The sequence below is a fragment of the Polymorphospora rubra genome (assembly GCF_018324255.1).
GTDB lineage: Bacteria > Actinomycetota > Actinomycetes > Mycobacteriales > Micromonosporaceae > Polymorphospora > Polymorphospora rubra.
This window is the reverse complement of record NZ_AP023359.1, coordinates 1,062,723-1,075,966: the sequence shown is the minus strand read 5'-3', so window position 1 is coordinate 1,075,966 and position 13,244 is coordinate 1,062,723. Positions and strand designations below refer to the sequence as shown.

The following is a 13,244-nucleotide window of genomic DNA, read 5'->3' as shown; positions in this document are numbered from 1 at the left end:
CCGGTGCCAGTAGCCGGGGAGATCCAGGCGACCGCCCTCGTCGCCGCCGCGTGCCGGGCCGAGGAGGCCCGTCAGCCCACGCCTCGGCTCACCGACCCGTACGCCGACCTGTTCCTGGACGCCCTCGACGCGGCCGGCCGGGCCCTGCTCGCCGCCGGCCGGGACGAGGTCGTGCACCGGACCACGATCATCGACGGGCTGCTGCTGGACGAGGTACGACGCCACCCGGGCGCCACCGTGGTCAACCTCGGTGCCGGGCTGTGCACCCGGCCGTACCGGCTGGATCTTTCCGGCTGCCGGGAGTACGTCGAGGTCGACGCGCCCGAGATCCTGGCCCGCAAGGCGGCGGTGCTCGACGGGGCAACGCCGAGTTGTCCGGTCCGCCGGGTCCCCGGCGACATACGCGGGTTGCCGGCGCTGGCCGTCGCCGGCCCGACCGTCCTGGTGACCGAAGGGCTCCTGGTCTACCTGCCGCCGACCGACCTCGACGCCCTCGCGACCGCGCTGGCCGGGCTGCCGGCGGTGACCGGCTGGCTCGCCGACGTGGTGTCGGCGGACTCGGCGCGGGCGATGGCGGCGGTCGCCGGCCGGGCACAGGCCGGCCTCACCCTGCACGGCCTCGAGTCGATGGACACCGTCGAGCGGACCGGCTGGGTCGTCGCCGACTACCGACTGCTGCCGGTGCGGCGGCCCGCCGCCCGGCCGACGGGTCGGCCGGTGGGGCCGCCGGTACCGGCCAGCCGCCGCGTCCTCGACGGCGTCGTCCTGCTGCGCCCCGCCTGACCCCGCGAACCGTTGCCGGTCGGGCGGCGTCCCGGACGCGGCACCCGCGACCGGGCGGGAACCGTGCCATCATCGGCGCCATGACCAGGATCGAAGTGGTGCTCGGTGACATCACCGAGGAGGACGTGGACGCGGTCGTGACGGCCGCGAACGAGTCGCTGCTCGGCGGCGGCGGCGTGGACGGCGCGATCCACCGGGCGGCGGGGCCGAGCCTCGCGCGGGCCGGCGCCGCCGTCGCCCCCTGCCTGCCCGGGGACGCGGTCGCCACCCCCGCGTTCGACCTCGGGCCACGGATCCGGCACGTGATCCACACCGTCGGGCCGGTCTGGGAGGGCGGCGGCCACGGCGAGGCGGAGGTGCTGGCCTCCTGCTACCGGCGCGGTCTCGCGGTGGCCGACGAGATCGGCGCCGGCAGCGTGGCCTTTCCCGCGATCGCCACCGGTGTCTACGGCTTCCCACCGGAGCAGGCGGCCCGGATCGCGGTGGCGACCATCCGGGCCACCGCCACCGGGGTCGAACGCGTGCGCCTGGTGGCCTTCGACGCGGAAACCCACGACCTGCTCGCCGCCGCGCTACGGGACTGAGCACCACCCGACGGCTCCCGCCGGGCCACCGGACCGTCCACCTCGCCGGGACGGGCGGCCGGTCAGCCGCCGGTGCCGAGGCTGGCCCGGTCGGCGGCGGCCCGACCGGACTCCCAGCCCTCGCGGCTGTCGACCCGGCTGCCCCGGCCCCGGACCGTACGCGGGAAGACCCGGTCCATCGTCTCGCGGACCTGTTCGTCGCGGGCGGCGAGCACCGGCAGCAGATCGCTCCCCGCCGCGGGACCGGGCTCCGCGCCGGCGCCGGTGCCGGTGCCGGCGGGCTGGACCGCCTGCTCCAGGGCGGCCTTCGCGGCGCCGGCCAGCCGCTCACCGATCCGCACCGCGAACGCCACCAGGAACGACTGCCGGAACGCCTTCAGCCTGGCCCGACCGGCCTTGCCACCCGGCGGCTCGGCCTGTGCCATCGCCCGGTGCGCCTGCACCAGCAGCGAGGTGTGGAGCAGGTCGACCGCGTCGATGTCGGCGTCGAAGCCGAAGACGGTGGCGAACCCGAACTCCGGCGACCACACCAGGTGGCAGCGGTTGGCCCGGGCCACCGCGTCCAGCAGCGACGCCTTCTCGCTCTCGTACGGGTGGTCGACGCCGATCCGTCGCGCGAACGGCACCACCGTCGCGTCACCGTCCCGGACGGCCGACAGGACCTCGTCCAGGCTGTGCCGGGCGATCAGTTCCTGGGCCTTGGCCGTGTACGCCTCGGCCTCGGCCGGGTAGGTGGTCGACTCCGCCTTGGCCAGCAGGGCACGTACCCGGTCCAGCAGGGGGTCGAGCCGGCCGCGCGGACCGGTCTTCGCGGGCCGGGCGGCGGTGCCGGGCGGCGGGACCAGCACCTCGATCGGCGGCAGCTCGGCCAGGATCCCGAGCAGGGTCAACACCAGGTCGAGTACGGCCACCCGGTCGAACTTCCAACTGGCCGCCAGCTCGCCGAGGTAGCTGGCGGAGTCGCGCCACCAGACGTGCGCGCCCAGCGTGGCGGCCTGGCTCAGCCACCGCTCGTCGACGCTCTTGCGGGGGAACCCGCGCAGATACGCGGCGACCGCGTCGGTCACCAGGTGGGCCTGCGTCACCGTGCCGTTGCGGGCCACGACCCGGTGCAGCTCGACCGGCTGCCAACCGCCCCGCCACAGCCGCGCGAACGCGTCGTGCAGGACGTCGACCAGCACCGGATCCACCTCGGCGGCCGGGGTGACGGTCAGCGCGTCCAGCCCGGCCTCGTAGCCGACGGTGCCGCGGACCACCGCCTCGATCCTGTCCCGTACCCCCGTCACCAGGACCAGGGTACGGCGGTCGGGTCGCCGACCGTCCGGGCACCGCCCCGCGCACCGTATCGCCGTTCTCCGGTAACTGCCTAGGATGGGCAGCTGTGGAGACGCGTTCCGGTACCCCGAGGCCGATCACCCGCTACGGCAACCCGGTCCTGCACCGGCGGTGCGCGCCGGTGACCGAGTTCGACGACGCCCTCGCGGCGCTGATCGAAGACATGTTCGCCAGCATGTACGCCGCCCACGGGGTGGGCCTGGCCGCCAACCAGATCGGCGTCGACGCGCGGATCTTCGTCGTCGACTGCCCCGACGCCACCGGCGTCCACACCGTCGCCCACGTGGTCAATCCCGTCCTGCACCTGCCCGACCAGCGGGACCTGGTCCTCGACTCCGAGGGCTGTCTCTCCGTACCGGGTGAGCGGGCCGACCTGGCCCGGGCCGCGACCGCCTCGGTCACCGGCTTCGACCGGCACGGCGCGCCGATCCGTCTCGACGGCACCGGCACCCTGGCCCGCTGCTTCCAGCACGAGGTCGACCATCTCGAGGGCCTCGCGTACGTCGACCGGCTGCCCGCCCGGCAGCGCAAGAAGATGCTCACCGCCAGCGCCGAGCACCCCGGTGTCGGCGCCGGGACCGACGGAGAGTGGTGACCCGACCCGTCCGCTGTCCTGCCGGGGTGCCGTACCCGACCCGCTGATCAGGCCACCGTCCGGGCCCGCAGGTGCGCGCGTTCGCCCTGCCGGCCGAAGAGGCTGAGCACCTCGACGGGGCCGGGCTCGGCGCTGCCGAACCAGTGCGGCACCCGGGTGTCGAACTCGGCGGCCTCGCCCTCGGCGAGCACCAGGTCCTTGTCGCCCAGGACCAGCCGGAGCCGGCCGTTCAGCACGTAGATCCACTCGTACCCCTCGTGGACCTGCGGGTCGGGGTCCGTGCGCTCCGGAATGATCAGCTTGTACGCCTGTACGCCGCCGGCGCGGCGGGTCAGCGGGATCATCGTCATGCCGTTGCGGGTGACCGGGCGCAGGTGGACCCGGGGATCGCCGGTCGGCGGCGCGCCGACGAGTTCGTCGATCTGCACCCCGTACGCCCGGGCGAGCGGCAGGAGCAGTTCGAGGGTGGGGCGGCGCTGGCCGGACTCCAGCCGGGACAGGGTCGACACCGAGATGCCGGTCGTCGCGGCGAGGTTGGCCAGGGTGATTTCCCGCTGCCGGCGGAGCGTACGCAGGCGGGGGCCGACCGCGGCGAGCACGCTGTCCAGGTTGTCGTCCATCGTCCCAGGTTGCCACGACAGCAAGCACGTTTGCCTCCCGCTTTCGTGCCCCAAGATCCCCGGTGCCTCAAGATCCCGGTGATCAGGGATCAAGTCGCGCGTGTCGTCGGCGCGTCCAGGCTCCAGCTCCCTGATCACCGGGATCTTGGGCACCAGACGGGCTTGCGCTGACCGCGAACAGGTTGGCGGGAACGGCCGACGTGGGAGCCAATGGATGCTGCGCGGCGGACCGCGGCGCGCGAACCCGGGGAGGATCGTATGGTGCGACTGGCGGCATACGACGGGATAGCGGACTGGTACGAGACCGAGTTCCTGGGCGAACAGGGTGATTCCGACCCGATCGGCGTCCGGCGCCTTCTCGCCGGCCTGTTGGGTCCCGGCGCCGGCCGGTGCCTGGAGATCGGCTGTGGCACCGGCACCCACGCCAGGCAGATCCGGTCGCTGGGCTGGACCCCGCTCGGCGTGGACCTCTCCGCCGGCATGCTGCGCCACGCCCGGGGACGGCTGCCGATCGCCCGGGCCGACGCGCGACGGATCCCGGTACGTGACAACGCCGTACCCGCCGCGATCACGGTGATGGTGCACACCGACATGCCGGACTACCCCGACGTCGTACGCGAGGCGGCCCGGGTCCTGCGGCCCGGCGGCGTGCTCGTCCACATCGGAGTACATCCGGCGTTCTGCGGCGGGTTCGCCGACCGCGCCGACAGTGCCGCCGTCGTCATCAGGCCCGGTTACCTGGACACGTACTGGACCCACGAGTCCTGGACCGACCAGGGCGTACGCGACAAGGTCGGTGCCATGCACCGGCCGCTGCCCGAACTGCTGCACACGTTCCTCGACGCCGGGCTGGTGCTCGAACGGTTCGACGAGGGCGGCGGCCCCGTTCCGATCACGTTCGCGGTCCGGGCCCGCAAACCGGCGTAGGAACCGCTTCGCGTTCCTGCCGGCCGATGGGAGAATGACGCACAGGAAACCGCGATGTCGCAGGCGATCGGGGCGTGGACATGAAGGCGTACTGGCTGGAGATGCTGGCGACCGCGACGATCACGGCCCTGGTCATGGCGGTGGTCGTCGTGCTTCAGGGCGGCGGATGGGCGCCGTACGCCATCTCCTACACGGTGTTCATGCTCGCCAGCCTCGCGGTCCGGTGGCCCGGGCGGGCGCACCGGAGCGCGTGGGGGCGCTGACCGGGCTCCGCGTGCGGCCGTCAGCCGGCGGCCCGTGAGGCGCTGTCGGCCAGGGCGGCGGTGATCCGGGGGAGCACCGCACCGATCGGTTCCCGCACCAGGCCCGCGGCCAGCGCGTCGTACGGCGTCGGATCCCGGTTGACGATCACCAGCCGGGCGCCGGCCTCGACCGCGACGGCACACAGCGACGCGGCCGGCTCCACCTGCAACGAACTGCCGACCGCGAGCATCAGGTGACAGGCCCGGGCGACCTGCTCCGCGGCGGAGATCGTCGCCGGGTTCAGGTGTTCGCCGAACATGACCACGCCCAGCTTGAGGATCGCACCGCAGTCCGGGCAACTCGGATCCGCTTCCCCGGCCGCGACCCGGGAGAGGACGGTGGCCGACGGCGTCCGCGTCCGGCAGCCGGTGCACACCACCTCGTGCATGGTGCCGTGCAACTCCAACACCTTGCGCGGGCTCGACCCGGCCTTCTGGTGCAGGCCGTCGATGTTCTGGGTCAGGATCCGTACGGCGCGACCCGACCGCTCCAGGTCCGCGAGCGCCCGGTGGCCGGCGTTCGGTGCGGCGTGCCAGGCCGCGTGGTCGACGTAGCGGCGCCAGAACCGGGTGCGCACCTGCGGATCGGACATGAACCGGGCGTAGGTGAAGACGTCGGCGGCGGCCGGGTCACGGGTCCACACCCCGTCCGGGCCCCGGTAGTCGGGGATGCCGGAGTCGGTGGAGATGCCCGCCCCGGTCAGCACCGCGACCCGGCTGACATCCCGGGTCCATTCAGCGATCGCCTCGTCCATGGCCGCCGATGCTAGCCGCGACCGTGACCCCGGGCGATCCGTTTGTCAGACGCGAACGGCGGTCGGCCCGGCCCCAGGCGGCACCGCCGGACACACCTGGTCACAACGAAACGGGGGCGCCGGACATGTCGTCCGGCGCCCCCACCTTGCCGACAGCTCAGCTGATGACGAGGTCACCGCCGGAGGCGGTCAGGTTGATCTCCTCGCTCACCGTGCCGTTCCAGTCGGACGAGAACAGCAGCCGCTCCCCGTCCCACACCGTGATCGACACGGTGTCCCGGCGGCCGGGGCCGCCGTTGTCGGTCGCGGTGACCCGCAGGGTCAGCCCGGTGGCGACCTCCACCGGGTTCTGCGGGGTGGACAGGTCGAACAGCGACACGTTGTAGCGTGCCTGCGCGACCCGGGAGGTCCGCCCCTTCTCCGCGCCGTAGGACAGCAGTTCCGAGCCCTGGAACTTGTACCGCTTGTCACCCGAGCGGTAGCCGACCAGGACCTTGCCGACCAGGTTGCCGCTGGTGTTGTTGAACTTCGCGTCCAGGTTCAGCTCGATCCGGTGGTCGTCGTCCAGCGGGTAGGCGCCGGCCGTACGGCCGCCCTTGAGGTAGCCCGTGCCGTTGAACAGGATCCCGCTCGGGGCCACGACCTTGACGGTGCCGGTGGCGGTGCCGTTGTAGCGGCCGGCGACCACCGCGGTCACCTCGGTCGTGCCGATCGGCAGCGTGGCCACACAGCCGGCCGAGCCGCCCGTCACGTCGGACGCCACGAGCTTGACCTCGGTGCTGCACAGCGTGGTGTCGCCCGCCTTGAACGTGGCGGGCGTGCCCCGGACGTCACCGGCCTCGCCGGTCACCTTCGCCTGGAGCATCACCTGGGCCGAGCCGGCCCCGTCGGTCGCGTACGCCAGCGTGTCGCCGGTGTAGGTGACCTCCGCGCCCCGGACCTGGTCGATGCGGATGTCCGCGTCGTTGAGGTCGAAGAAGACGTTGCCGATCGCCTCGATCTTGATCCGCGCGGTCGTCGTGGTGATGTTCGGCAGCGTCACGGTCGCGCTGCCGTTGTTGGCCGTCGACTCCGCCAGCACGTACGGGAAGGTCTTCGCGCCGTCGACCGACAGCGAGATCTTCACGTTGGTCGCGTTGACCGGGGCGACGTTGGTGTTGGCCACGTCCCAGGTGATCGTCTGGGACGAGCCGCCGAGCAGGAACGACGGGGTCTCCTGCGAGGTGACCAGGAACGGCCCGGCCTCCGGGGCGAGCACCAGCGCGGTCTGCGCGCTGCCGACGCCGCCGCCACCCGGCCGGGTGTCCCGGGCGGTGAGCTTGAAGTGCATCGTCCGGTCGTTGTCGTAGCCGACCCAGTCGGCGGTCGGCAGGAACTCCGAGTAGCAGTCGACCAGGGCCGCCGGCACGTTGGAGGCGCTGCCGCTGGCCGGCGGCGCCGGTGCGGCGGCGCAGGCGCCGGTCTTGGCGTTGGTGTTGTTCGCCAGGATCTGCTTGACGTCGGGGAAGACCCGGGTCGGGTTGTTGTCGACCGCGTTCAGCCCCGGCGAGTGGTACTGCTGGGTGTCGGAGTTGCTGACGATGGCCGCCTCGCCGAAGACCCGGAACAGCGGGCCGTTGGTCTTGACGTTGTCGACCAGGCCGGTGCCGGCGGTGCTGCCACCGCTGATGCCGCCGCGGTCGTTCTGCTCCCACAGGTAGGTCAGCGCGTCGCCGTCGGCGTCGGTCGCGCTGCCGGTCAGGGCGAACGGCGTACGGACCGGGATCGTGAACGTCTCCGGCACGGTGACGACCGGGGCGTGGTTGCTGGTCTCCTCGATCTTCCAGCCGGCGTTGTCGACCGGGCCGCCCTTGGCGGTCTCGCCGACGAAGCCGGTGACCCCGTTGAGGTTGCCCAGGGTCAGCGACGTCACGTTGGTCTGCGCCAGCGGGCCGCCGTTGAAGGTGACCTGGAAGCCGTAGTCGTTGAGCGTCCCGCTGCCGCCGAACGCCGCGACGGTGACGGTGGCGCCGGCCGGCCAGTTGGCGATGCCCTCGATCGCGGCCTTGATGCCGGCGGTCGTGTAGTTCGTGCCGCGCACGATCGGCGCCGAGAGCTGGTTGCGGTAGCGGATGCTGAACGAGTCACCGTCGGTGTCGAAGTCCCGCAGCGAGACCGTCTGCACCTCGTTGATCGCCGGCCGGGCCGAGTTGATGAACGTGGTGATCTCGGTGTAGGTGCGTTGCGACCAGTACGGGTCGCTGTGCGGCTGGAGGTTGTCCTGCTGGCAGATGCCGGCGTACGCCATGATCGACGAACCGCTGCCCGGCTCGTACGAGTTCGCGGCGCTGCGGTTGCCGCCGGAGCAGTTCCACTGCGTGCCGTTGAAGGTGTGGTTACCGGCGAACTGGTGGCCGATCTCGTGCGCCACGTAGTCGACCGCGAAGAAGTCACCGATCGGGTTCGGCAGGCCGGTGCAGCCACGGGCCTTGCCGTCGCCGCCGACCACGCCGAGGCCGGCGACGCCGCCACCGGGCAGGCCGAAGCCGATGTGCCCGACGTCGTAGTTGCTGGCGCCGACGAGCTGGCCGAGGACGATCCGGTTGCGGTTCAGGGTGCCGCCGGTGCAGCCGGTCAGCTGCGCCTCGGTGTAACACGGCGACGAGCCGCACGGACCGTTCGGTCCGGCCGCCATCTCGACCGTGTTCAGGTTCGTCTTGTCGGTGTCGTTGATCAGCACGAGCCGGATCGCGGTCTCGTCCTCGTAGATCTGGGTCACCCGGTTGATCAGCGTCACCTTGGCCGCGGTCACGTTGTCCGCGCCGAAGTAGTTCGCGTACGACGGGTCGGTGACCAGGGCCAGCCGGTAGGTGCGCAGCTGCACCTTCGGCCCGGTCTCGTCCTGCTCCATCGCCGCGATCTCGTCCTCGAGATCGTGGTGCATGTGCCCGACGTCCTCGCGCTCGACCAGCGGGCCCTTGGTGTTCACCAGGTCGTGGGCGTAGTAGCTGGCGTAGACGCTCTGGTCCCGGAAGTACGGGTCGACGTACCAGGGGCCGTCCGACGAGCGCACCGAGGCGTGGAAGCCCAGCGGCGTCAGGTCGGCGCGGATCGTCGCCGTGGTGTCGTCCAGGCCCTTACCGGCGTACGTCTTGATGTCCGGGTGCTTGGCCGCCAGCCCCTCTTCCATGACCGGCGAGTCGAAGACCTCGAACCGTTGCAGCTTGCCGTCCGGGGCGGGCACGGTGAGGACCAGCGGCGCCTGCCGCGCGGCGACCCGAGCGGACTCGTCGGGCGCCCGCTCGAGCTGGGCGGCGATCGTGTCCCGGTCGAGGGTGTACGCGGCCAGCTTGCTGGCCTGGATGTCGGCGGGCTGCCCGCCGCGGGCGGCGGCGGGGGCACCGCCCACCTTGTGCCACGGCCCGGTCGGGGCGGGCGGCGGCGCGGCGGTCGCCCCGGTCGGGCTCAGCGCCGGCAGCAGGGCCACCGCCAGTACGGCGGTCAGAGCGCCGGCGACCCGCCCGCGCCGGCCCCGGCCGGTAGGTGTCGGAGGGAATCTCAAGTTGTCGTCTCCTTCTGCCCCGGCGCGCGGCACACGCGCCGGTGTGGATCTTTCAGGGAGTCCTCCGACGCTAGGCCGCCCGTCATATCCGGCAACATCAGCCATACGGCCGGTACACAGGGGATTCACATAATCGCTGACCGCCATTCATGATCAAAACGTTACAAGGCCGTTTTCTTCGGGACATGTATGGATGTCTCGTTCCACGAGCAGTCGCCCGGCCAGGGGGTCGAAGCGCCGTGCCGTCCGAAGCGTCCTGGCGGCATACACCTGTCGTGGCTGACAGCGAATTCAGTGTGGATACGCCGAATTCGCTGTGGGCCGCGGCAGCAATACCTGCCCGGCACCCAACCCGCGTGCGGCCCGGACGCCGGTCGCGAAAGATGGGGTACGTGGTCGACGACAACGGTGAGTCCGCCGAGCAACGCCTGTACGACGCCGCGACGCGGTGGGACGTCGACTCCGGGTACGGCCCGGCGGACATGATCGATGCCGCCTGCCGGGCGCTGGTCGACGGGCTGGACTCACCGGCGCTGCGCGAACTCGCCGGCGCGTCGGCACGGGACTCCTCGTGGGACATCCGCGAACTCGTCCGCACGGCGTTGGACGAACTCCGGATTCCCCGCCCCGGCACTGTTCCCACCGGCTACGCCGTGGCGGCGGGCGGCGGGACGACCCGCCGGCCGGGAGTCGACACCCTCCGGCTGGAGGTGCGGCCGGCGCAGAGCCCGGCCGGCGGCGACTTCCAGGTGCTGGTCCACGTCAACGGCGCCGAGATGACGTCCGCCGGCGCCGGGCTCGGCATGGATCCGTACGACCTGCTCATCCCGACGAGTCGCCTGGCAGCCACCGACCGGCCGCGCACCGTACCCGTCGCCCGCTGCACGTGCGGCGTGTACGGCTGCGGGTCCACCGACGTCACCATCAGCCGCGACGGCGACCGGGTGCACTGGGAGTGGTCGAAGGAGGTGCCCATGCACCGGGCCGTCACCTTCGCCGCGGCCGGGTACGACGCCGAGATCGCCCGGGTCGCCGCCGACCACTCCTGGGAGACCCCGGCACGGACCACCGGACGCCTCGTGCTGACCGGCGTCGACCGGGACCGGCTGCTCCGCCACGGGCTCAGGCCCGACTGGGTCGCCCACGACTATCGCGACGACACGTTCCGCGTCGCGCTCGGACTCGACGACGACTACCAGATCTTCATCGACACCCCGGTACGCGGCCGCGGTCCCGAGGAACTCGCGCGCGAGGTGTGCGCCACCCTGGCCCGGCCACCCGCGAAGTGGCGGGCCACCTGGCACGCGATCAAACCGACGCTGACCGGGCCACCGAAGATCGCGGGGCGGTCCTGGCGGCCGTTCAGGTACCGCTAGCCTCACGGCCATGACGTACCCGTGGGACGACTCGCGTCGGGCGTTCGCCGACGCGGCGGAGTGCTTCGTCCGTACCGCCGCCCTCGTCGGCGACCGGTGGGACCGGCCCGGGCTGGGGGAGTGGGACGTACGCGCACTCGTCGGCCACACCAGCCGCTCCCTGCTGACGGTCGAGGCGTACCTCGCCCGACCGGCCACGACCGCCGAGGTCGGCTCCGCCGCCGACTACTACCGCGCCATCCGGACCGCCGCCGTCGGCCCGGACGCCGTGGCCCGGGGGCGTGCCGCCGGGGCCGCGCTCGGTGCCGACCCGGCGACCGCGGTGGCGGGGATCGCCGCCCGGGTGCTGCCGCTCGTCGAGACGTGCGACGGCACCGAGTTGCTGACCACGATCGTCGGCGGCATGCGGCTCGCCGACTACCTGCCGACCCGTACGTTCGAGCTGACCGTCCACACGGCGGACCTCGCCACCGCGCTCGGCGTGCCGGTGGAGGTTCCCGCGACGGCCGCCGCCCAGGCGCTGCGGGTCGTCGCCGACCTCGCCGCCACCGACGGGCTGGCCGGTCCGCTGCTGCTCGCCGCCACCGGCCGCGCCAGCCTCCCGGCGGACTTCACGGTGCTCTGACGTCGTCGTGAACGTCTGCGGCTCGGACACTCCGGGTACGGCGTGTCGGGTGCCTGGACCGCAGATGATCGAGGCCCGACCACCCTGGGGAACGTTGGCGCGCCCGGCAGGATTCGAACCTGCGGCCTTGAGATTAGAAGTCTCCTGCTCTATCCGCTGAGCTACGGGCGCCTGTGCCGCGCCAGCAGGCTACCGCCCGCCGGTGGGGGACCGGCTACCGGTACGGCGAGGTGCTGGCCAGGACATCTTAGGTTCCGGGCCGTCGGCAGACGAGCACAATCCGGCCTCGGCCGATCTCACACCCACCCCGCCGCCCGCGTGAAGAAAGCGTTACGGACTCCGCACCGCGAAGGCGCCGAGCCCGAAACAGCCTGTTCTAAGCTTCGCGGTCACTAGATCCGGCGCTGGCCGGGTCGTCGACCACGGAGCAGTCATGGCCAATCCGACAGCCGTCCGCCCCGACGCGACCGACCGCACCCCGTCCCGCCGTACCGGCCGGTGGATCGACCACTGGGAGCCGGAAGATCCAGCATTCTGGGCGTCGACCGGCAAGCGGGTCGCCCGCCGCAACCTCATCCTGTCGATCTTCGCCGAGCATCTGGGCTTCTCCGTCTGGGTGATCTGGAGCATCGTCGCGGTCAACCTGAACAGCGTCGGGTTCGCGTTCACCGAGAGCCAACTGTTCTGGCTGGTCGCGATCCCGAACCTGGTCGGGGCGACGCTGCGGCTGCCGTACACGTTCGCGGTACCGAAGTTCGGCGGCCGGAACTGGACGATCGTGTCCGCGCTGGTCCTGGTGGTGCCGTGTGTCGCGCTGGCGTTCGCGGTCTCCGACCCGGGTACGTCGTTCGGGACGATGCTGTTCGTCGCGGCGCTGGCCGGCGTCGGTGGCGGCAACTTCGCCTCGTCGATGACGAACATCTCGTACTTCTATCCGGAGAAGGACAAGGGCTGGGCGCTCGGCCTGAACGCGGCCGGCGGCAACATCGGGGTGGCGGTGGTGCAGGCACCGTTCGTGGTGTCGGCGGTCGTCACCGCCGGGGCCGGCATCCACCTGGCCCGGGCCGGCTGGATGTGGGTGCCGCTCGCGCTGCTGTCCGCCTTCCTGGCCTGGCGCTACATGGACAACCTGGCGGTGGCCCGGACCGACTTCGGCTCCAGTGTCGTTGCGGCGAAACGGCTGCACACTTGGGTGATGTCGTTCCTCTACATCGGCACGTTCGGCTCGTTCATCGGCTACGCGGCCGCGTTCCCGCTGCTGATCAAGGGGCAGTTCCCGGAGGTGAACGTGACGACGTACGCGTTCCTGGGCGCCCTGGTCGGTTCGCTGGTGCGGCCGATCGGTGGCCGGCTCGCCGACCGGGTCGGCGGCGGGGTGGTGACTGCGGCCAGCTTCCTGGCGATGGGGCTCGGCGTGCTCGGTGTGGTGGGCGCGCTGCGGGTGGGCAGCTTCGCGCTGTTCCTGGCCTGCTTCATGGTGCTGTTCCTGGCGACCGGGGTCGGCAACGGGTCGACGTACCGGATGATCCCGGCGATCTTCCGGCACGGCGTCGACCCGGCCGACGCCGCCGCGACCGCGACGATGAAGCGGCAGGCCGCGGCCGCGATCGGGATCATCTCGGCGGTCGGCGCGTACGGCGGGTTCCTGGTGCCGCGGACGTACGGGTGGTCGACGTCGGCGTTCGGTTCGATCGAGCCGGCCCTGTTCGTCTACGTCGGCATCTACGTGGTGATGATCGTTGTCACCTGGTGGTTCTACCTGCGTCGGAGCACCGAGATGGCGAAGGCGGGCGTGTGACCG

General features: G+C 72.1%; 12 protein-coding genes and 1 tRNA gene. 8 read left to right on the top strand and 5 right to left on the bottom strand.

Translation table 11 applies throughout. From position 1 onward, the window contains the following. The first annotated feature begins 3 nt into the window (after nt 1-3). Both Prubr_RS04710 and Prubr_RS04705 read left to right on the top strand, forming a co-directional pair. Entirely contained in the window at nt 4-783 is a 780-nt protein-coding gene (locus Prubr_RS04710; protein ID WP_212821996.1) for a class I SAM-dependent methyltransferase, read from the top strand. An 80-nt stretch (nt 784-863) separates the two neighbouring features. Next, nucleotides 864-1,367, top strand: a complete 504-nt coding sequence (locus tag Prubr_RS04705) for an O-acetyl-ADP-ribose deacetylase (RefSeq protein ID WP_212821994.1) — start codon at nt 864-866, stop codon at nt 1,365-1,367. Nucleotides 1,368-1,429: 62 nt separating this feature from the next. Here Prubr_RS04705 and Prubr_RS04700 read toward each other — a convergent pair whose 3' ends face one another. Next, nucleotides 1,430-2,653 (bottom strand): DUF2786 domain-containing protein, encoded by a 1,224-nt coding sequence (locus Prubr_RS04700; protein WP_212821992.1) that lies wholly within the window; start codon nt 2,651-2,653, stop codon nt 1,430-1,432. A 95-nt stretch (nt 2,654-2,748) separates the two neighbouring features. Between Prubr_RS04700 and def the strand changes: the two genes are divergently transcribed. After that, nucleotides 2,749-3,297 (top strand): peptide deformylase, encoded by a 549-nt coding sequence (def, locus tag Prubr_RS04695; protein ID WP_212821989.1) that lies wholly within the window; start codon nt 2,749-2,751, stop codon nt 3,295-3,297. A 47-nt stretch (nt 3,298-3,344) separates the two neighbouring features. On the opposite strand, the gene Prubr_RS04690 is transcribed toward def, so the two are convergent. Then, nucleotides 3,345-3,917 carry a helix-turn-helix domain-containing protein gene (locus Prubr_RS04690; RefSeq protein WP_212821987.1) on the bottom strand — a complete coding sequence of 191 codons (573 nt, stop codon included), beginning with the start codon at nt 3,915-3,917 and terminating at the stop codon, nt 3,345-3,347. A 261-nt stretch (nt 3,918-4,178) separates the two neighbouring features. On the opposite strand from Prubr_RS04690, the gene Prubr_RS04685 reads away from it, so the two are divergent. Both Prubr_RS04685 and Prubr_RS04680 read left to right on the top strand, forming a co-directional pair. Next, entirely contained in the window at nt 4,179-4,844 is a 666-nt protein-coding gene (locus Prubr_RS04685) for a class I SAM-dependent methyltransferase (protein WP_246568310.1), read from the top strand. 80 nt (nt 4,845-4,924) lie between these two features. Then, the gene (locus tag Prubr_RS04680) at nt 4,925-5,107 is read left to right on the top strand and encodes a hypothetical protein (protein WP_212821983.1); all 183 of its coding nucleotides are present in this window, start codon (nt 4,925-4,927) and stop codon (nt 5,105-5,107) included. Nucleotides 5,108-5,127: 20 nt separating this feature from the next. Here Prubr_RS04680 and Prubr_RS04675 read toward each other — a convergent pair whose 3' ends face one another. Further along, on the bottom strand, nt 5,128-5,901 hold the full coding sequence (locus tag Prubr_RS04675; protein ID WP_212821981.1) for an SIR2 family NAD-dependent protein deacylase: 774 nt from the start codon (nt 5,899-5,901) through the stop codon (nt 5,128-5,130). Nucleotides 5,902-6,058: 157 nt separating this feature from the next. After that, the gene (locus Prubr_RS04670) at nt 6,059-9,442 is read right to left on the bottom strand and encodes a reprolysin-like metallopeptidase (protein ID WP_246568309.1); all 3,384 of its coding nucleotides are present in this window, start codon (nt 9,440-9,442) and stop codon (nt 6,059-6,061) included. Nucleotides 9,443-9,834: 392 nt separating this feature from the next. On the opposite strand from Prubr_RS04670, the gene Prubr_RS04665 reads away from it, so the two are divergent. Both Prubr_RS04665 and Prubr_RS04660 read left to right on the top strand, forming a co-directional pair. Then, nucleotides 9,835-10,818, top strand: coding sequence for a hypothetical protein (locus Prubr_RS04665; protein ID WP_246568307.1), 984 nt, complete (start codon nt 9,835-9,837; stop codon nt 10,816-10,818). A gap of 10 nt (nt 10,819-10,828) precedes the next feature. After that, a complete protein-coding gene (locus Prubr_RS04660; protein WP_212821977.1) occupies nt 10,829-11,443 on the top strand; it encodes a maleylpyruvate isomerase N-terminal domain-containing protein in 615 nt (204 codons plus the stop codon). Between the two features lie 95 nt (nt 11,444-11,538). On the opposite strand, the gene Prubr_RS04655 is transcribed toward Prubr_RS04660, so the two are convergent. Then, nucleotides 11,539-11,614: transfer RNA gene (locus Prubr_RS04655), tRNA-Arg, on the bottom strand. A 262-nt stretch (nt 11,615-11,876) separates the two neighbouring features. Here Prubr_RS04655 and Prubr_RS04650 point away from each other — a divergent pair. Beyond that, nucleotides 11,877-13,241: an MFS transporter gene (locus tag Prubr_RS04650; protein WP_212821976.1), complete on the top strand. Its 1,365-nt coding sequence runs from the start codon at nt 11,877-11,879 to the stop codon at nt 13,239-13,241. Nucleotides 13,242-13,244: the final 3 nt, after the last annotated feature.

Excerpts from the sequence above, each read along its gene's own strand:
- Prubr_RS04660 (WP_212821977.1), top strand. The coding sequence starts at position 10,829 with ATGACGTACCCGTGGGACGACTCGCGTCGGGCGTTCGCCGACGCGGCG.
- Prubr_RS04705 (WP_212821994.1), top strand. The coding sequence starts at position 864 with ATGACCAGGATCGAAGTGGTGCTCGGTGACATCACCGAGGAGGACGTG.
- Prubr_RS04675 (WP_212821981.1), bottom strand. The coding sequence starts at position 5,901 with ATGGACGAGGCGATCGCTGAATGGACCCGGGATGTCAGCCGGGTCGCG.
- Prubr_RS04680 (WP_212821983.1), top strand. The coding sequence starts at position 4,925 with ATGAAGGCGTACTGGCTGGAGATGCTGGCGACCGCGACGATCACGGCC.
- Prubr_RS04690 (WP_212821987.1), bottom strand. The coding sequence starts at position 3,917 with ATGGACGACAACCTGGACAGCGTGCTCGCCGCGGTCGGCCCCCGCCTG.
- Prubr_RS04650 (WP_212821976.1), top strand. The coding sequence starts at position 11,877 with ATGGCCAATCCGACAGCCGTCCGCCCCGACGCGACCGACCGCACCCCG.